Origin of the sequence: Saccharothrix luteola, from assembly GCF_020859565.1 — a bacterium.
Classification (GTDB): domain Bacteria; phylum Actinomycetota; class Actinomycetes; order Mycobacteriales; family Pseudonocardiaceae; genus Actinosynnema; species Actinosynnema luteola.
In genome coordinates this window covers 278,449-297,062 of the sequence record NZ_JAJHUO010000008.1, presented here as the reverse complement: position 1 = coordinate 297,062, position 18,614 = coordinate 278,449, and the positions used below count along the sequence as shown (strand labels likewise).

General features: G+C 72.4%; 13 protein-coding genes and 1 tRNA gene. 7 read left to right on the top strand and 7 right to left on the bottom strand.

The window, feature by feature from the left end; all coding sequences use genetic code 11:
• Positions 1–65: 65 nt before the first annotated feature.
• The 3 genes from LNK82_RS14190 to LNK82_RS14180 all read right to left on the bottom strand — a co-directional run bounded on the left by LNK82_RS14190 (position 66) and on the right by LNK82_RS14180 (position 3,327).
• Positions 66–1,712, bottom strand: a complete 1,647-nt coding sequence (locus tag LNK82_RS14190) for a GGDEF domain-containing protein (RefSeq protein WP_230567422.1) — start codon at positions 1,710–1,712, stop codon at positions 66–68.
• 91 nt (positions 1,713–1,803) lie between these two features.
• Positions 1,804–1,874: transfer RNA gene (locus tag LNK82_RS14185), tRNA-Gln, on the bottom strand.
• A gap of 307 nt (positions 1,875–2,181) precedes the next feature.
• Entirely contained in the window at positions 2,182–3,327 is a 1,146-nt protein-coding gene (locus tag LNK82_RS14180; protein WP_230567421.1) for an alpha/beta hydrolase family protein, read from the bottom strand.
• Between the two features lie 155 nt (positions 3,328–3,482).
• Here LNK82_RS14180 and LNK82_RS14175 point away from each other — a divergent pair, with 155 nt between their 5' ends.
• Both LNK82_RS14175 and LNK82_RS14170 read left to right on the top strand, forming a co-directional pair.
• Positions 3,483–4,442, top strand: a complete 960-nt coding sequence (locus tag LNK82_RS14175; RefSeq protein WP_230567420.1) for an acyl-CoA desaturase — start codon at positions 3,483–3,485, stop codon at positions 4,440–4,442.
• Positions 4,443–4,567: 125 nt separating this feature from the next.
• Complete coding sequence (locus LNK82_RS14170) at positions 4,568–5,161, top strand: TetR/AcrR family transcriptional regulator (protein WP_053719425.1); 594 nt, start codon at positions 4,568–4,570, stop codon at positions 5,159–5,161.
• Between the two features lie 170 nt (positions 5,162–5,331).
• Here LNK82_RS14170 and LNK82_RS14165 read toward each other — a convergent pair whose 3' ends face one another.
• Positions 5,332–6,453, bottom strand: coding sequence for a PQQ-dependent sugar dehydrogenase (locus LNK82_RS14165; protein WP_230567419.1), 1,122 nt, complete (start codon positions 6,451–6,453; stop codon positions 5,332–5,334).
• A gap of 37 nt (positions 6,454–6,490) precedes the next feature.
• Positions 6,491–7,021, bottom strand: coding sequence for a DUF4291 domain-containing protein (locus tag LNK82_RS14160; protein ID WP_230567418.1), 531 nt, complete (start codon positions 7,019–7,021; stop codon positions 6,491–6,493).
• Positions 7,022–7,174: 153 nt separating this feature from the next.
• On the opposite strand from LNK82_RS14160, the gene mfd reads away from it, so the two are divergent.
• The 5 genes from mfd (at position 7,175) to LNK82_RS14135 (ending at position 17,814) form a co-directional block, all read left to right on the top strand.
• Positions 7,175–10,738, top strand: coding sequence for a transcription-repair coupling factor (gene mfd, locus LNK82_RS14155; protein ID WP_230567417.1), 3,564 nt, complete (start codon positions 7,175–7,177; stop codon positions 10,736–10,738).
• Between the two features lie 13 nt (positions 10,739–10,751).
• Positions 10,752–11,687, top strand: coding sequence for a SurA N-terminal domain-containing protein (locus tag LNK82_RS14150; protein ID WP_230567416.1), 936 nt, complete (start codon positions 10,752–10,754; stop codon positions 11,685–11,687).
• The gene (locus LNK82_RS14145) at positions 11,684–12,598 is read left to right on the top strand and encodes a nucleoside triphosphate pyrophosphohydrolase (protein ID WP_230567415.1); all 915 of its coding nucleotides are present in this window, start codon (positions 11,684–11,686) and stop codon (positions 12,596–12,598) included. Before LNK82_RS14150 ends, LNK82_RS14145 begins: the two co-directional genes overlap by 4 nt.
• Positions 12,599–12,978: 380 nt before the next feature.
• Complete coding sequence (locus LNK82_RS14140; RefSeq protein ID WP_230567414.1) at positions 12,979–16,149, top strand: S41 family peptidase; 3,171 nt, start codon at positions 12,979–12,981, stop codon at positions 16,147–16,149.
• Positions 16,150–16,962: 813 nt separating this feature from the next.
• The gene (locus tag LNK82_RS14135; protein ID WP_230567413.1) at positions 16,963–17,814 is read left to right on the top strand and encodes a lytic transglycosylase domain-containing protein; all 852 of its coding nucleotides are present in this window, start codon (positions 16,963–16,965) and stop codon (positions 17,812–17,814) included.
• 57 nt (positions 17,815–17,871) lie between these two features.
• Here LNK82_RS14135 and LNK82_RS14130 read toward each other — a convergent pair whose 3' ends face one another.
• Both LNK82_RS14130 and LNK82_RS14125 read right to left on the bottom strand, forming a co-directional pair.
• Positions 17,872–18,207, bottom strand: a complete 336-nt coding sequence (locus LNK82_RS14130) for a DUF6968 family protein (protein ID WP_230567412.1) — start codon at positions 18,205–18,207, stop codon at positions 17,872–17,874.
• Entirely contained in the window at positions 18,204–18,581 is a 378-nt protein-coding gene (locus LNK82_RS14125) for a tetratricopeptide repeat protein (RefSeq protein WP_230567411.1), read from the bottom strand. Before LNK82_RS14125 ends, LNK82_RS14130 begins: the two co-directional genes overlap by 4 nt.
• Positions 18,582–18,614: the final 33 nt, after the last annotated feature.

Sequence of the window (18,614 nt, the reverse complement as noted above, 5' to 3'; positions counted from 1 at the left end):
GCGCTCTCCCTAGCTGAGTGCGTGCCTTCAGCGGGAGGGGCCTGGCTTCCCGCCAGGTGCCGATACTAAGCCTCCGAGGAGGGCTCTACTTCCACGGCCGCAACCTGGCAGCCACCTCGCCGCTTCGCCGCGTACATCGCCGAGTCGGCTCGGGCGAGCGCCGCGTGCGCCGCCTCGCGCGGGCGCACGGAGATCACGCCCACCGACAGCGTGACCCCCCTGGACAGGTCGGAAGGCAAGGCGGCGACCGCATCCACGGCCCGGGCGAGGGCCGCTTCGGCGGCGTGCAGCGGCGCGCCGGGCAGCAGCACGACGAACTCGTCGCCGCCGTAGCGGGCCACCAGGTCGTCACCCCGCAACGCCTGGCGCAGTGTGCTCGCAATCACGCGGAGGACGTCGTCACCCTCGGCGTGCGAGTGCTTGTCGTTGACGACCTTGAACCCGTCGAGGTCGACCAGCGCGATGGCCATCGGGTGGGTCTGCGCGTTGATCAGCGCGGCCAGCCGGTCGTCGAGCGCGCGGCGGTTCGGCAGGCCGGTCAGCGGGTCCTGCAACGCCTGCTGCGCGATGGCGCCGTGCGCGCGGGTCAGCCGTTCGTGGTCGCGCCGGGTGAGCAGGGTGGCGGTGCGCGCCTCCTGCATCAGCCACAGCTCCACCTCCAGCGCGTTGGCGTAGGTCTGCAACGCCGAGATGGTGCGCTCGCCGTGCGGGCCGGACATCCGGGCGTACTCCCGGGTCAGGCACAGCATCAGGGTCGGCTCGGACGTGTCGTGCTCCAGCCGGTCCTGGGCGTCGTGCAGCACCTGCAACGCCTGCTGCGGCAGCTCCTCCATCTCCAGGCAGCGCGCCAGCGCGATCGACACGATGATCAGCTCGCGGGCGTACATGGCCAGCTCGCGCAACGCCCACAGCCGCGCGATGTGCTCCGCGCCCGGCTTGGCCAGCGCGTGCGCCGCGCCGATCACGGGCACCTGCTCGGCGGCGGTGCGGTCGCGCCTGCCGGGGTGCAGCGACTCGCGGAACGGCCCCTCGACGGCGGTGGCGATGGCCGACGCGGTGGCGAACCGCTCGGCGGCCTCCTCGAAGTTGTCCACCCGCTCCAGCCGCAGGCCCCAGCCGATCAGCAGCCGGGCCCGGTTGACCAGGTGGACGTAGATCTGGTGCGGGTTGGCGCTGTCCCGGATCGCGTTGTGCGCCCGCGCCAGCACCTCGTCGGCCATCTCGTAGACGCCGAGCTGGGTGAGCACGAGCCCGGTCGACTGCAACGCGGAGGCGAGCAGCCGGTCCCAGGTGCGCTTGTCGATCATCGGGTCGGGCGCGAGGTCCTCTTCCAGCATCGCCAGGCCGCCCGCGACCTCGGTCAACGCCTTGTCCTCGAACCCGCCGAGCAGGTAGCGCCGCCCGCGCAGGGCGTGCGCCTCCGCCTCCAGCACCAGCAGGCCGTGCCGGCGGCAGTGCGCCACCATCTCGTCCAGGACGGAGTCGGACAGGTCGACCAGGCCGGGGGTGACGATCCGGACGACCGCGGCCGCGCGCAGCAGCTGGCCGACGATCCGCGGCTCGCCGCGGCCCTGCGCCTCGGCCAGGATCTCGTCGACCTCGTGCGCCGCGTCGAGCTGGTCGGACAGGTGGCTGCTCTGGGCCACGGCCACGAGCTCACTCGCGCGGCCGACCAGCCACGCGTCGGACATCTCGTGGAGCGCCGGCGCCACGTTGTCCTGCTCGTCGACCGCTTCCTCGTGCAGCGACTCACACCCCCATGCAGACGCAGGGCGGCCGGGGCCTTCGTGGCCCGGCCCCTCGCTCCGCCACCAGGATTCGAACCTGGACCATCGGAACCAAAATCCGAGGTGCTGCCTTTACACCATGGCGGAACGGTCGAGGCTCGCCCCGACCGCGCGAACACATGTTGTCACGAGTCCCCCTCGAAGTTCAGCACCACCACTCAAGTGGCGGCAAGCCCACCGTGACCCGATCATGACACTGTGTGTTTATGCAGGTCAGCGCGGTGAAGAACGTGGCCCACATCACGGCTGGGTGAACTCCACACCGCTGCCGGTCGACGCTTGAGGGCGGCGTGGCGGGGTCTCGTGACCCCTCTTCGCCACGATTTCGGGCGAAACAATCACCCGCTTAACTACCTTCCGTAGTCGATCGGGCACAAGCAGACGCGCCACCGGGCTACCGGATGCCGTCGACCGAGTCGAGGAACTCGGTCAGCGTGCGGTCGTAGGCCTCCGGGTCGACGTTCCACGCCGCCGTGTGCTCGGCCGCGGGCACCTCGACGTACCGCATGGGCCAGTCGAGCCGGTCCGCCGCCGCGGCCAGGTCGCGCGACGCCTGCACCGGCACGGTGCCGTCCGCGCCGCCGTGGAACAGCAGCGTCGGCGGCCTGCGCGCGGGCGGGTGGTCGAGCAGGTCGAAGCGGGTGAACTCCAGGTCGACCCGCCAATCCGAGACCAGCTCCGCGATCGGCGCCAGCTGCACGGGCACGCCCCGGTTGCGCGACTGCAGCTCCAGCGTCTTCGTCCAGCTCACCACGGGCGCGTCGAGCACGACGGCGGCCACGGCGTCCGCCTCCGCCGAGCGGCCGAGGAACTGGCCGACGATCGCGCCGCCCATCGACCACCCGTACAGCACGACATCGCGCGCGCCGTGCTCCTGGGCGTACCGGACGGCCGCCTCCACGTCACGCCACTCCGTGTCGCCCAAGTGGTAGAGACCGTCCGGCGAGCGCGGCGCGCCCTCGTCATTGCGGTAGGTCACGGCGAGAACGGGTAGCCCTAGCTGGTGCAAGGCAGGCATCACGCGCAGCGCCTCGGCCCTCGTGCCACCCCGACCGTGCACCGCGACGACCCACGTGTCCGACGTCGCGGGGACCAGCCATGCGGGCGCGTCACCCAGTTCGGTGGGAATTCGCACTTCCGTGTACTCCAGGTCGAGCGCGGTGGCGGGGTCGGTGCTCCAGACCGAGGTCTCCAGCCGCACCTGCGTGCCGTCCGCCGGCGCCTCGCCCTGCAACTCGCGCACCACCGTGCCCTCCGACCGCTGGGTCACCGGGCCGACCTTCGCGCCGCCGCCCGGCCAGACGAGACCCCACGTGCCGGGAAGCACTGTGACCCTGGACTCCGCCAGCGCGACGGTCCCCGAAGCCGACGACGTGACCGTGTCGCGGTAGCCGGGACGGGCGTTCTCGGGTTCGAGGAGTTGGCCGCTGTAGTACCAGCCGAACCCCAGCAGACCCCCGATGACCAGCAGGAACACCACCGCGAACGTGACCAGTGCGATGCGGAGGCGGCGGCGGGCGCGGACGTTCGGTGACCCCATCACCGAATGATGCCCCCGCCGTGATCGACACGCCCGACTTCCTGAGAACACGCCGTGACTTCGGCCGCGGCTCTGGCGGGATGAGGCACGGCTAACTTACGCTGCCGTAAGTTACGGTTCCGTAGGTAGCCCCGAGTACACAACGAGGTACATGTATGACCAGCACCCTTGAGAGCAGGTCCACGCCGCAGGGTCCTGAGGATCGCGGACCCAAGCCGATGATCGAAGGGCGACGGGGACACGTCGAGCAGTTCGGCGTGTACGTGTTCGTCATCGTGCCGTTCCTGGCTCTGCTCGCGGCCGTTCCGCTCGCTTGGGGTTGGGGCCTGGGCTGGGTGGACGTCGCGCTGTTCGTGGCCTTCTACTACCTGGCCGGCCTCGGCGTGACGATCGGGTTCCACCGGTACTTCACGCACGGCTCGTTCAAGGCCAACCGCGCGCTCAAGATCGGCCTGGCGATCGCGGGCATGATGGCGTTGCAGGGCCCGGTGATCGTCTGGGTCGCCGACCACCGCCGCCACCACGCGTTCTCCGACCGCGAGGGCGACCCGCACTCGCCGTGGCTGTTCGGCCGCGGCCCGGTCGCGCTGGCCAAGGGCTTCTGGCACGCCCACATGGGCTGGCTGTTCGACCGCGACAAGACCAACGCGGAGCGCTTCGCGCCCGACCTGCTGGCCGACAAGGACCTGGTCCGGATCGACAAGCTGTTCCCGCTGTGGACCGCGATCAGCCTGCTCGCGCCCGCCGTGCTCGGCGGCCTGATCACGATGTCGTGGGCCGGCGCGCTGTCGGCGTTCTTCTGGGCCGGTCTGGTCCGGGTGGCGTTCCTGCACCACGTGACGTGGTCGGTCAACTCGATCTGCCACATGGTGGGCGACCGCCCGTTCGCCGCGCGCGACCGTTCCGCGAACGTGTGGGCGCTGGCGATCCTGAGCTTCGGCGAGTCGTGGCACAACCTGCACCACGCCGACCCGACGTGCGCGCGGCACGGCGTCAAGCGCGGTCAGATCGACACCTCCGCGCGGCTGATCTGGGTGTTCGAGAAGTTCGGCTGGGCGACCAACGTGCGGTGGCCGAACCAGCAGCGGTTGGCCCGCATCAGCGCCAAGAAGTAGACGTGGCCGAGTAGTCGAGCAAGCGACCGCCTGCCCCTCGCGACCCACGCGGGGGGCAGGTGTTTAGGGTGGTCTGGGTGGCGGGGAGACGGCGCGGCGACGAGACACCGGTGCCGCGCGTGCGGATGACGGGCAAGGAGCGGCGCGAGCAACTGCTCGACGTGGCCCGGGCGCTGTTCGCGGAGAAGGGCTTCGAGGTCACCTCCATCGAGGAGATCGCGCACCGGGCGGGCGTGTCCAAGCCCGTGGTGTACGAGCACTTCGGCGGCAAGGAAGGCATCTACGCGGTCGTGGTGGACCGCGAGATGCAGTACCTGATGGACCACATCGTCAACGCGCTGTCCGGCGGGCACCCCCGTGAGCTGCTGGAACAGGCCGCGTGCGCGTTGCTGGACTACATCGAGGGCTCGACGGACGGCTTCCGGATCCTCGTGCGCGACTCGCCCGTGGCGTCGTCCACCGGCACGTTCTCGTCGTTGCTGAACGACATCGCGTCCCAGGTGGAGTCGATCCTGGGCCTGCACTTCTCCCGCCAGGGTTACGACCGCAAGCTGGCCGCGCTCTACTCGCAGGCCCTCGTGGGCATGGTGGCGTTGACCGGCCAGTGGTGGCTCGAGGTCCGCAAGCCGAAGAAGGACGAAGTGGCCGCCCACCTGGTCAACCTGGCCTGGAAGGGCCTGTCCCACATGGACCACAAACCCCGCCTCCGCACCCGCTGACCCCCGCGCGTGTCGAACGCTCGGGTCCCGCGTGTCGAACCCTCAGGACCCCTGAGTTCAACGCTCAGGTACCCGCGGGCGGACCTGAGCGTTGAATTCGGGGTACGCGAACGTTCGACTCGCGGGTCCTGAGTGTTCGACACGCGGGGCCTGGAGGTTCGACGCGCGGGTCAGGTCGGGTTGGTGATGCGGAGGATCTTGTCGTCGGTGCCGTTCGAGGTGGTGACGTAGAGGGAGCCGTCGGGGGACAGTTCGGCGCCGCGCAGGCGGCCGTGGGTGCCGTCCAGTTCCGACGGGATGGCGACCGAGTGCACGCCGCCATCTTGGGTGACGGTGAAGAGCAGGAGCTTGGCGCCCTTGAGGGCGGTGACGGCGAGGACGCCGTTCAGGGAGCCCCACTGGTCGCCGACCAGGAAAGCGGCGTCGCAGATCGCCTCGGTCGGACGGCCGGACGACCACACGGCCGACACGGCGTCGGGGAAGCGCGAGAGGTCCGTCATCGGCACGTCCTCGTCGTACCCGCCGACCGTGCCGCCCTGCGACGGGTCCCAGCCGTAGTTCCCGCCGGGCTTGAGCACGTTCACCTCGTCGTCCACCGAGGGCCCGTGCTCGGCGGTGAACACCATCCCGTCCTGCCGCACGGCCACGCCCTGCACGTTGCGGTGCCCGTAGGTGTAGATCCGGTCGCCGAACGGGTTGCCCGCCACGCCCTCGCCGGTCGCGAGGTCGATCCGCAGCACCTTGCCGCCGAGGCTGGCCCGGTCCTGCGCCACGTCGCCCCGCGCGGTGTCACCGGTGCCGACGAGCAGGTTGCCGTCGCGGTCCAGCGCCATCCGGCACCCCGAGTGACGTCCGCTCGACGCCGTCGGCAGCCCCGAGAGCAACGGGTCCTTCACCCTCGTCGCCTTCGCGCCGTCCAGCTCCCACGTCACCAGCCGCACGTCCGAGGACGTGTTGAAGCACGTGGTGAACCGACGGCTGGTCGCGAAGTCGGGGTGCACGACCAGGCTCATCAGCCCGCCCTCGCCCCGCGCCTCCACGTCACCGAGATCGGCCTCGACCTCGGTCACCCGGCCGTCCGCGACCAGCGCGATCCGCCCCGGCCGCTGCGGCACGAGCATCCGCCCGTCGGGCAGGAACCCCACGTCCCACGGGTGGCTCAGCCCGGAGGCGACCACCTCGACCCGCAGCCCCTCCGGCGTGGTCGTCGAGGGCGCGGTGCCACCGGCGCCCTCCGTCGAACACGCCGCGCACGCGGCCAGCACCGCGGCGAACCCGACAAAGCGACGCATGTCCCCCAGCATGACAACCCCCGTGTGTGCTCGACGTTCACGTGCGGGGCATCGGGTACGGCCGTTCCACCGGCAGCAACGCCCGCGCGCCCTCCAGGTCACCGGCACGCACCAGCGCGTGCACCTCGTGCGCCAACGGCGTCACGTCGGTCAGCCCCACGACCCACTCGTCCACGTACCGCCGCGACGCCTCACCGGCCAGCCCCAGCTGCAACGACCGGTGCGGCAGCGCCTCCAGCCGCAGGCTGCGCTCCGGGTCCCACTGCACCCGCACGTCCGGCTTCCGCCCGACCCCCTCGTCGCTCGGCACGGCCGACCGCACCGCCCAGTCGAACCCCGATCGGGTGATTCGCACGGCCAGCACGCACTCCTGGTCCGGCTTCGCCCCCCACCCGGACCGGTACATCATCCACAAGAACGACGGCTTGATCCACGTCATCCGCCCCGGCCTGAACGGCGGCACGAACCGCCCCGCCGCCAGCGCGGGGACGGCGATGGCCGGGGAGTACGCCTGGTACACCGTGATGTGCCGATCGTCGTAGTCGGCCCTGATCTCCCTGTGCTCCACGTACCCAGCGTCACCCCGCGGTCAACCGAAATCACGGCGCACCCGGCCGGCGGGGGCCGTAGGCTGGGAAGTCGAGAACCCCTCCGGTGGACGTGGACGTGTTCGGTCCCGGGCAGGGGTCTGTCCGCGTTCGAAATCCGGGGAGCCACCGCAATGCCCCAGCCCGGCCCGCTGTCCGGCCTGCTGACCGCTGTCCTGCCCGACAAGGCGCTGCGCGCCCTCGCCGACTCGGTCGGCGTGCCCGACCTCGAACTCGAAGGACCGCCCGCCGCCCGGCCGCTGGTCGCGGCGGCCCTGTCCCGGCACGCGCCCGTCCTCGCGGTCACCGCGACCGGCCGCGAGGCGGACGACCTCAAGGCCGTGCTGTGCGACCTCATCGGCCACGAGCAGGTCGCCCTGTTCCCGTCGTGGGAGACGCTGCCGCACGAACGGCTCTCGCCCCGGGCCGACACGGTCGGCGCCCGCCTGGAGGTGCTGCGCCGCCTGGCCCACCCCGGCGAGCACCCGCTCAAGGTCGTCATCACCACGGTCCGCAGCCTCATCCAGCCGATGGCGCCCGGCCTCGGCGACCTCGAACCGGTGCACCTGGCCGTCGGCTCGGAGCACGACTTCGAGGCCCTGCTGGTCAACCTCACCGAGATCGCCTACACGCGCGTCGACATGGTCGAGAAGCGCGGCGAGTTCGCGGTCCGCGGCGGCATCCTGGACATCTTCCCGCCGACCGCCGAGCACCCGCTGCGGGTCGAGTTCTGGGGCGACGAGGTCAGCGAGATCCGCCCCTTCGCGGTCGCCGACCAGCGGTCGCTGCCGGAGGAGGTCGCGGGCTTCATCGCGCCGCCGTGCCGCGAGCTGCTGCTGACCCCGCAGGTCAAGGCCAAGGCCGCCGCGCTGGCCGAGGAGCACACGGCCGACGCCCACCTGCACGAGCTGCTGACCAAGATCGCCGAGGGCATCCCGTCGGAGGGCATGGAAGCCCTCATCCCCGCCCTGTGCGAAGGCGAGCTGCAGCTCCTCACCGACGTCGTCCCCGCGGGCACGCACGTCGTGCTCAACGACCCGGAGAAGATCCGGGCCCGCGCCGCGGACCTCGTGCGCACCGGCCAGGAGTTCCTGGAAGCGTCCTGGATGGCCGCGGCGGGCGGCGGGCAGAGCCCCATCGACCTGGACTCCAGCGCCTACCACAGCCTCGCCGACGTGGCGCGGTCCGCGCGGGAGCAGGGCCGGCCCTGGTGGACGCTCAGCCAGCTCACCACCGAGGGCGAGGACGTCGTCCGGCTCGAGCTCAAGCAGGTCGAGGCCTACCAGGGCGACATCGACCGGGCGTTCGCCGACCTGCGCGCCCACACCGTCTCCGGCGGCACGGCGGTCCTCGTCGTCCCCGGCGCCGGCACGGCCCAGCGCGCCACCGAGCAGCTGCGCGAAGCCGACGTGAACGTGGTGCTCCGCGAGACCCTGGACACCGCGCCCAAGAAGGGCGCGGTCACCGTCGTGCGCGGCGCGCTGGAGGACGGCTTCTCGCTGCCCGAGCTGGCCCTGGTCGTGCTCACCGAGACCGACCTCACCGGCGGCCGGCACGGCACGTCCACCAAGGACATGCGCCGCATGCCCAGCCGCCGCCGCAACGCGGTGGACCCGCTGGCCCTGCGGCCCGGCGACTACGTCGTGCACGAGCAGCACGGCATCGGCAAGTACGTCGAGATGGTCCAGCGCACGGTGGCCGGCGCGACCCGCGAGTACCTGGTCCTGGAGTACGGCTCCAGCAAGCGCGGTCAGCCCGGCGACCGGCTCTTCGTGCCCACCGACCAGCTCGACGAGATCTCCCGCTACGTCGGCGGCGAGCTGCCCACGCTGAACAAGCTCGGCGGCAGCGACTGGAAGAACACCAAGGCCAAGGCGAAGAAGGCGGTCAAGCAGATCGCCGCCGAGCTGGTCCAGCTCTACGCCGCGCGCCAGGCCGCGCCCGGGCACGCGTTCGCGCCCGACACGCCGTGGCAGCGCGAGCTGGAGGACGCCTTCCCGTTCACCGAGACCCTCGACCAGATGGCCGCGATCGACGAGGTCAAGGCCGACATGCAGCGCACCGTGCCCATGGACCGGGTGATCTGCGGCGACGTCGGCTACGGCAAGACCGAGATCGCGGTGCGCGCGGCGTTCAAGGCCGTGCAGGACGGCAAGCAGGTCGTGGTGCTCGTGCCGACCACGCTGCTCGCCCAGCAGCACCTGAACACGTTCACCGAGCGGATGCGCGCGTTCCCGGTGAACATCAAGGGCCTGTCCCGGTTCACCGACGCCCAGGAGGCAGAGCAGACGATCACCGGCCTGGCCGAGGGCGAGGTCGACATCGTCATCGGCACGCACCGGCTGCTGCAGAAGAGCCTGCGCTACAAGGACCTCGGCCTCGTGATCGTGGACGAGGAGCAGCGGTTCGGCGTCGAGCACAAGGAGCACATCAAGGCCCTGCGCACGCACGTGGACGTGCTCACCATGTCCGCCACGCCGATCCCGCGCACCCTGGAGATGTCGCTGGCCGGCATCCGCGAGATGTCCACCATCCTCACCCCGCCCGAGGAGCGGCACCCGATCCTGACCTACGTCGGCTCCTACGACGACAAGCAGGTCGCCGCCGCCATCCGCCGCGAGCTGCTGCGCGACGGCCAGGTGTTCTTCGTGCACAACCGCGTGTCCTCCATCGAGCGCGCCGCCCGGCACATCCGCGAGCTGGTCCCCGAGGCCCGCGTGATCACCGCGCACGGCCAGATGAACGAGGACAAGCTGGAGAAGATCATCCAGGGCTTCTGGGAGAACGAGTACGACGTCCTCGTCTGCACCACCATCGTCGAGACCGGCCTGGACATCTCCAACGCCAACACCCTCATCGTCGAGCGCGGCGACCTGCTCGGCCTCGCCCAGCTGCACCAGCTGCGCGGACGCGTCGGCCGCGGCCGGGAACGCGGCTACGCCTACTTCCTCTACCCGCCCGAGGCGCCGCTCACCGAGACCGCGCACGACCGGCTCGCCACGATCGCGCAGAACACCGAGCTCGGCGCGGGCATGGCGGTGGCCATGAAGGACCTCGAGATCCGCGGCGCGGGCAACATCCTCGGCGCCGAGCAGTCCGGGCACATCGCGGGCGTCGGCTTCGACCTGTACGTGCGGCTCGTCGGCGAGGCCGTCGAGGCGTTCCGCAAGCACGCCGGCGCCGACGGCGAGGTCGAGGAGGAACTGGCCGAGGTCCGCGTCGACCTGCCCGTCGACGCGCACATCCCGCACGACTACGTGCCCGGCGAGCGGCTCCGGCTGGAGGCCTACCGCAAGATCGCCGCCGCGAGCGACGCCGAGGCGCTGCAGAGCGTGTGGGACGAGCTGAAGGACCGCTACGGCACCCCGCCGCTGCCCGTCGAACGGCTGCTCGCGGTGGCCCGGTTCCGGCAGACGTGCCGCGCGCACGGCGTCACCGAGGTCGCCACCCAGGGCCAGACGATCCGCTTCGCGCCGCTGGAGCTCAAGGACAGCCAGCTCGTGCGGCTGCGCCGGCTGTTCCCCAAGGCGGTCCACAAGCCGGCCGCGCACACCGTCAGCGTGCCCCGGCCGACGGAGGGAGCGGCCGGCGGCCGGATGGGCGCACCCCAGCTGCGTGACCAGGAATTGCTGGATTGGTGCGCGCACTTCCTGGAGTCTTTGGCGGGGACTCCCGTGAGCGGCGTCACGAGGACGTGAGAAGGTACTGGTCGTGAGGACTGTGCAGAGGCGCTTCACCCTGATCGGCGCGGCGGTGGCACTCCTGGTCGCGGGCTGCGGCACGGGGCCGAGCCACGTCGGCTCGGCCGCGATCGTCGGCGACACCGTGCTGCCGCTGGAGCAGGTGCAGCAGCGGCTGGACGTCGTGCTCAAGAAGGAGCCCGAGGCCCAGAAGCTGCACGACCAGCGCAAGCTCGACCAGGTCGCCCGGCAGCTGGTGACCCTGGGCGTGCAGCACGAGCTGATCGAGCAGGCGGCCCGGCGCGAGGGCGTGACCGTGTCCGAGGAGGCCGTGACCGAGTCGGTCGAGCAGGCCGGCGGGGCGGAACTGGCCTCGCAGAACACCGTGTACGACGCGGCGACGTTCCGCGAGCGGGCCAAGGACCAGCTGCTGCTGGTCGAGCTGGCGCGCAAGTACGTGGACCGGATGGAAGTCACGTTCGACTACTTCTTCACCAAGGACAACGCGGACGCGATCGCGAAGGCCAAGCAGGTCGCGGCCGACCCGGCGAAGATGGCCGAGTTCGTGGCCGACGCGCCGGCAGGCACCCAGGGCCAGACCCTGTCCAAGGAGGGCCAGCGGGTGCGGTCGGCCGAGTCGCCGCAGGCCGCCCAGTCGCCGCTGTTCGGCGTGCCGGCGGGCACCGTGGTGGCGTTCGCGCCGGACCCGAGCAGCGCGCAGTGGATCGTGGCCTACGTGACCGACCGCAAGACCGACGTGCGGGCGTCCGGCGAGTCGTCCACCGAGCAGTTGACGCCGCAGGTGCTGGAGCAGATCGGCCTGCGGCTCGTGCAGACGCTGGCCGGCGACCCCGAGATCCAGGTCAACCCCCGTTACGGCCTGTGGGACGGCACCGCCCTCTCGCTGGCGGCGAGCGAGGGCGAGCTGAGCGGCTACCAGGCGACGGTGCGGCAGAAGTCGTCGTGACCGTTGTCGTCGTAGGCGCCACCCCGGTTCTGCCCGCCGCCGCGCTACCCGCTCTGCGGGGCGCGGCGGCGGTGTACGCGGGGGAGGGCGTGGACGCGGCGCTGTGGTCGGCCGAGCCGGTGTCGGAGCTGGTCGCGGGCCCGTCGCTGGTGTTGATCACCACGAACCCGGACGAGCCCGCCGCGCGGGAGCTGATCTCGGCCGGGTCCGACGTGATCCGCACACCGGCCGTGCCGCTGCTGGACGCGGCGGCCGTGATGGACCGCCTGCGCTCGCCCGGCGGGTGCCCGTGGGACGCCGAGCAGGACCACAAGTCGCTGCGCCAGTACCTGGTCGAGGAGACCTACGAGCTGCTGGAGGCCATCGAGGACGGCGACCGGGCGGCGTTGCGCGAGGAGCTGGGCGACGTGCTGCTCCAGGTCCTGTTCCACGCGCGGATCGCGGCGGAGGACGCCGAGGAGCCGTTCGGGATCGACGAGGTGGCGGGCGACCTGGTGGCCAAGCTGGTCGGACGGCACCCGCACGTGTTCGCCGGCCACGACCCGGCCGTGCACGACGCGACGTCCCAGCAGCACCGGTGGGAAGAGCTCAAGCAGGTCGAGAAGCAGCGCGAGTCCAGTGTGGACGGCGTGGCGAGCGGGCAGCCCGCGGTGGCGCTGGCGGGGAAGCTGGCGCAGCGGGTGGCGCGGGCCGGGTTCCCGGTGGACCTGCTGCCGGAGGGCGACGACACCGGCACGACGCTGTTCGCGGTGGCGGCGCTGGCGAAGCTGGCCGGTGAGGACCCGGAGACGGAGCTGCGCGCGGTGGCGCGGCGGTTCGAGGCGAACGTGCGCGCGGCGGAGCGGTCGGCCCGCGCGGCGGGTCTCACCACCCTGACCGCCGCGGACTGGCGAGCCCACTGGCCAGCCTGAGGCCACTGGCCTGCCTGAGCCTGCCTGCTGAGCCCACTTGCCCGAGCACACTGGCCCACCCGAGTCTGCCTGCTGAGCCCGGTGGTGGCCCACCTGCCCGCCTGAGCCTGCTTGCCTGCCCGCCCGAGCCGGCCCGGCCTGAGCTCACCCGCTCCCAGCTCACTCACCCGAGTGCTTCCTCCCGCCCGCCAGTCCTCCCCGCCGCCGTGGCCGCCGTTTTTCCCGGCTAACGTGAGAAATGCGATTCGGGTTGTCCTGGGTTGCACGATTCGCCTGTCCGAGTGATCCGGGCGCCCCCGTGCCGACCGTTGATCTCGATGCCGCAGCGACCTGCCCGGGGCGGGTCGGGTGTGGATGATCCGAGCGCTAACGTCGAAGAGGTGACCGAGGCCTACCTCCGCTTCCCGCACCTGCACGGCAACCTCGTGACCTTCGTGGCCGAGGACGACGTGTGGCTCGCCCCCCTCGACGGCGGCCGGGCCTGGCGGGTGACCGCCGACCAGGTGCCCGTCTCCTTCCCGCGCTTCGACCCGACCGGAACCCGGTTGGCCTGGACCAGCCGCCGCGACGGCGCGCCCGAGGTCCACCTGGCCCCGGCGGACGGCGGCGAGGCCACCCGGCTCACCTACTGGGGCGACTACTCCACCGGTGTGCGCGGCTGGACGTCCGACGGCGAGGTCGTCGCCGTCACGTCCACCGGCCAGGCGACCACGAACCGGCAGTGGGCGCACGCCGTGCCCACCGACGGCGGCCCGCCGCGACGGCTGCCGTACGGCTGGGTGGACGACGTGGCGTTCGGTCCGTCCGGGCAGGTGGTCGTGACCTCCGTGTACGGCCGCGACCCGGCCTGGTGGAAGCGCTACCGGGGCGGTGCGGCGGCCAAGCTGTGGGTCGACGTGGACGGTGACGGCGAGTTCGCGCGCATCCTGCCCGAGCTGACCTCGTCGTTGACCTCGCCGATGTGGATCGGGGACCGGATCGCGTTCCTGTCCGACCACGACGGCGTCGGCAGCCTGTACTCCGCGCTGCCCGACGGGTCGGACCTGCGGCGGCACACCGAGCAGGAGTTCTACGCCCGGGTCGCGTCGAGCGACGGCGAGCGGATCGTCTGGCAGCACGCGGGCGAGTTGTGGGTCCTGGACGGCCTGGAGGCCGAGCCGCGGCGGTTGGAGATCGCGCTCGGCGGGCCACGCACGGCGCGCAGGCCGCGGCCGGTGCCGTCGCGGCCCGACGGCTTCCACCCCGACAAGACCGGCCGCGGGAGCGTGGTCGAGGTGCGCGGCACCGTGCACTGGGTGACCCACCGGGACGGTCCGGTGCGCGCGTTGGCCGAGCAGCCCGGCGTCCGGGCCAGGCTGCCGCGCGTGGTCGGCGACAGCGTGGTGTGGGTGACCGACGCGGACGGCGAGGAGGGCCTGGAGTTCTCCCCGATCGGCGGCGTGGAGCCGGGCAACGAGCCGCGCCGGGTCGCGGTCGGCAAGGTCGGGCGGGTGCTGGAGCTGGCCGTCTCACCGGACGGTCGCAGGCTCGCCGTGGCCACGCACGACGGTCGGCTGCTGCTCGTCGACGTCGAATCCGGCGAGGTGCGCGAGGTGCTGAAGGGGGCGAACCCGCACGTCAGCGACCTGGCGTTCGCCCCGGACTCGAACTGGCTCGCCTGGTCGCACCCCGGTCCGCGCCCGTTGCAGCACATCCGGATGACCAACACCACCGACCTGTCCGTGGTGGACGTGACGCCGCTGCGGTTCTCCGACTTCTCGCCGACGTTCACCGAGGACGGCCGCTACCTGGCGTTCCTGTCGGTGCGCAGCTTCGACCCGGTGTACGACGCGCACGTGTTCGACCTGTCGTTCCCGACCGGGTGCCGGCCCTACCTGCTGCCGCTGGCCGCGACCACGCCGTCGCCGTTCGACCCGCTGCGCCTCGGCCGACCCGTGGGCGACGACTCGTCGGACAAGGACAAGGAGAAGGACGACGAGAACCCGATCACGGTCGTCGACCTGGACGGGCTGGCCGACCGGGTGGTGACGGTGCCGGTCGCCGCCGCCCGCTACGCGGGCCTCACCGCCGCCAAGGGCGGGCTGCTGTGGCTGCGGTCGCCGTTGCGCGGGGTGCTCGGCGACAACCAGGCGAGCCCGACGGCCCGACCGCCGAGGTCCGTGCTGGAGCGGTTCGACCTGGTCAAGTCGCGCACCGAGACGCTGGTGGACGGCGTCGACGCGTTCGACGTGACCGGCGACGGGCAGCGGGTGGTCGTGCAGGACGGCGGTGACCTGCGGGTCGTGCCGGCGGACCGGAAGGTCGACTCCGACGACCACGACTCGGTGGACGTCGACCTGTCCCGGGTGCGGGTGGTGGTGGACCGGGCGGCCGAGTGGCGGCAGGCGTACGCCGAGGCCGGGCGGCTGATGCGCGACCACTTCTGGCGCACCGACATGGGCGGCGTCGACTGGGCGGGCGTGCTGGAGCGCTACCGGCCGCTGGTGGACCGGCTCGGCAGCTACAACGACCTGGTCGACCTGCTGTGGGAGGTGCAGGGCGAGCTGGGCACGTCGCACGCCTACGTCATCCCGGCGCACGGGTCGCGCGGGCGTGCCGTGGGGTTGCTCGGGGCGGACCTGGAGCGGGACGAGGCGGGCGCGTGGCGGATCACGCGGGTGATCCCGGGCGAGACGTCGGACCCGGCGGCGCGGTCGCCGTTGGCGGCTCCCGGTGTCGCGGTGCGGGTCGGTGACGCGATCGTGGGGGTCGACGGGCGGCAGGTGGACCCGTTGACCGGGCCCGCGCCGCTGCTCGTCGGCACGGCGGGCAAGCCGGTGGAGCTGACCGTGCGGCCCGGCGGCGGTGGCGAGCCGCGCCGGGTCGTGGTCGTGCCGCTGGAGGACGACGAGCCGTTGCGCTACCACGCGTGGGTGGCGGACCGGCGGGCGCGCGTGCACGAGCTGTCCGACGGGCGGGTCGGGTACCTGCACGTGCCGGACATGACGGGCGCGGGCTGGGCGCAGCTGCACCGCGACCTGCGGGTGGAGCTGGCGCGTGAGGCCGTGGTGCTGGACGTGCGGGAGAACGGCGGCGGGCACACGTCCGAGCTGGTGGTGGAGAAGCTGGGCAGGCGGATCATCGGCTGGTCGGTGGCGCGCGGCTACTCCACGGCCGACAGCTACCCCGGCGACGCGCCGCGCGGGCCGGTGGTCGCGATCGCGGACGAGTTCGCCGGGTCCGACGGCGACATCGTCAACGTGGCGATCAAGGAGATGGGCATCGGGCCGGTGGTCGGCACCCGCACGTGGGGCGGGGTGATCGGCATCGACATGCAGTACCACCTGGTCGACGGGACGTTGGTGACGCAGCCCCGGTACGCGACGTGGTTCGCCGGGCCGGGGTGGGGCGTGGAGAACCACGGCGTCGACCCGGATGTCGAGGTGGTCGTCACGCCGCAGGACCGGGTGGCGGGGCGCGACCCGCAGTTGGACACGGCGGTGCGGCTGGCCCTGGAGGCGTTGGAGGAGCGGCCGGCGGCCGTTCCGCCGGAGCTACCGCCCCTCGCCTGATCGAGTTCACCCGGGCGTGTGACGGCGTGGTGGTTGCGGCCGGTGGTCCGAAACCGACCAATGGGTACCACGCAAGATCGGGTCCGGGGGGCGGGATAACGGGTGAGTCATCGTGAGACGCCGCGCAGTGGGCGCGGGTGCCTGACGGCGGTCGTGGTGGTGCCGCTGGCGGCGGTGGGCGGGGTGGCGGCGCTGGTGCTGACGTTCGGTCAGCCGGCGCCGCCACCGTCGGGCCAGGCGCCCCCGACCGGCCGCCAGACCTTGGTCAGCGTCCGGACCCAGGCCCCACCCGTCCCGTTGCCGGACTGGACCGAGACCATCACCTCGGAGCCTCCGTCGACGCCGGCCCCGTCACCGGACCCCACCCCGTCCGCGGACCGCCGCGCCCTGCCCCAACCACCGCTCCCACCGCCCACCACGACGCGCGCCATCACCGCCCGCGCTCGAACGGGCGCCGAACTCCTCCCACACCCGTCCCCATCACCGACTCCCACCAGCCCGACCCCCACCTCTTCCTCACCCGACCCCACCACCACCTCCTCCTCACCCGACCCGACAACCCCAACCCCACTCCCACCGGACCCGACCACCACCATCACCGCACCGCCGCCGCCGACCACCACCCCGGCGTGAGTCCTACGTTCAGAACGCGTGTGTCCTACGTCCAGGACCCCCGAATTCAACGCTCAGCACACGCCGAACCGGCCCCGCCGGTTGGAATCCCGGCGGTCTCAGGGCGTCTGACCGGCGGTTTCGGGCTGTGCCGGTGGCGAGCACGCCCGAGCACTCGTGTTCAGCACGTAGCCTGGGGCGGTGGTCGTTCCGCCGCCGTCCAAGACCGAGTCGCGCCCGCCGTCGCGCGGCCGTGCCGGCAACCTCGCCGGACGCCTGGCGCTGGTGTTGCTGCTGCTGGCGTTCGTGGCCGGGGGAGCCTGGGCCCTGAGCACGTTCAACCGCCCCGCGCCCCGGACCGCCGCGGACCCGCCGTTCCCCGTGCCGTTCCTCGAAGTCGAACCGGGCGCCGCCGCGCCGGGCTCGGCGGGTGACGTGCCGGCCGGCGAACCGCAAGCGTCACCGGCCGCCGCGGGCGGCGCCGAACCGCTGACCGCGTGGGCCACGGCGTTGTCGGAGAAGACCGACATCCCGGTCCGCGCCCTGCGCGCGTACGCCGTCGCCGACCTGGTGATGCGGTCGCAGAACCCGGCGTGCCGGGTGTCGTGGGCGACGCTGGCCGGCATCGGCCGCATCGAGTCGCACCACGGCACGATCGGCGGCCTGCGCCTCGGCGAGGACGGCCGGCCGTCACGCCCGATCATCGGCATCCCGCTGGACGGCTCACCGGGCGTGAAGGCGATCGCGGACAGCGACGGCGGCGCGCTCGACGGCGACACCCGCTGGGACCGCGCGGTCGGCCCGATGCAGTTCATCCCGACCACGTGGGCCCGCTACGCGGTGCGCGCGAACGGCGACGGCCGGACCCCCGACCCGCAGAACATCGACGACGCCGCCCTCGCCGCCGCCCGCTACCTGTGCTCGGGCGGACGTGACCTGGGCACGGGCGAGGGCTGGTGGACGGCCGTGCTGGCCTACAACAACTCGACCGAGTACGGCCAGAACGTCTACAGCGGAGCCGACGCCTACGCCCGCGCCAGCATCGGCGGCTGAACAATCAGGGTGGCCGGTCAGCTCGACCAGTCACACTGGCCTGTCAGATCGACCGCGTCAGGCGCGCACGGGCGGGTCGACGGTCAGGCCCAGCTCCGGCAGGCCGAGCCAGTCGAGCTCGACCGACGCCTCCGCCGCGCGCGCGGCCAGGTCCAGCCGCACGCGGTACACGCTGAGCAGCAGGGCCTGCAGGGAGTCGACGCCGAACGCCGCGCCGACGGCCTCGTCGCCGAGCCCGAGGACCTGGTGGGGGCAGCACCAGTCGCCGTTCGAGCTGAGCGGGTCCGGGTGGGGCGTCCCGATCCTGATCACGACCACCGCGCGGGCGCCGTCGCGGGCCACGCACTCCAGCCGACGTTCGGCCACCACCGGCCCGAGCTCGTACGCCGTCATCGGTCCCGTTCCACCGCGAGACGGGCGCTGACCTCGCCCAACGCCTCCTGGTACTCCGGTGACGGGTTCATCGCCGCCGCCATCCGCAGCTGCGCCAGCGCCTCGGGCAACCGGCTCTGCCGCTGCAACGTGCGACCGAGCGCGAACCTCGCGTAGTGGTCGCTGGGGTCCAGGTCGAGCACCTTCCGGAACGCCGCCTCGGCGCGCTTGAGCTGGGCCGAACCGAGGTAGGCCCGACCCGCGAGCAGCTGCACGCCCACCTGGTCCGGCGCTGCTTCGAGCACGACTCGCAGCTCGCGCAGCGCCTCCAGCGGTCGGCGCTCCGCGAGCAGCGCCTCGGCTCGGCGGAACGCCTCGAAGGTGCTGTCCGTCATGGTTCGATCAACGCTACCCGGCCATCCGGCCGC

Bases quoted from the DNA above. Each gene is read 5' to 3' on its own strand.
- LNK82_RS14180 (WP_230567421.1), bottom strand. From the start codon at position 3,327: ATGGGGTCACCGAACGTCCGCGCCCGCCGCCGCCTCCGCATCGCACTG.
- LNK82_RS14175 (WP_230567420.1), top strand. From the start codon at position 3,483: ATGACCAGCACCCTTGAGAGCAGGTCCACGCCGCAGGGTCCTGAGGAT.
- LNK82_RS14170 (WP_053719425.1), top strand. From the start codon at position 4,568: ATGACGGGCAAGGAGCGGCGCGAGCAACTGCTCGACGTGGCCCGGGCG.
- LNK82_RS14165 (WP_230567419.1), bottom strand. From the start codon at position 6,453: ATGCGTCGCTTTGTCGGGTTCGCCGCGGTGCTGGCCGCGTGCGCGGCG.
- mfd (WP_230567417.1), top strand. From the start codon at position 7,175: ATGCCCCAGCCCGGCCCGCTGTCCGGCCTGCTGACCGCTGTCCTGCCC.
- LNK82_RS14130 (WP_230567412.1), bottom strand. From the start codon at position 18,207: ATGACGGCGTACGAGCTCGGGCCGGTGGTGGCCGAACGTCGGCTGGAG.
- LNK82_RS14125 (WP_230567411.1), bottom strand. From the start codon at position 18,581: ATGACGGACAGCACCTTCGAGGCGTTCCGCCGAGCCGAGGCGCTGCTC.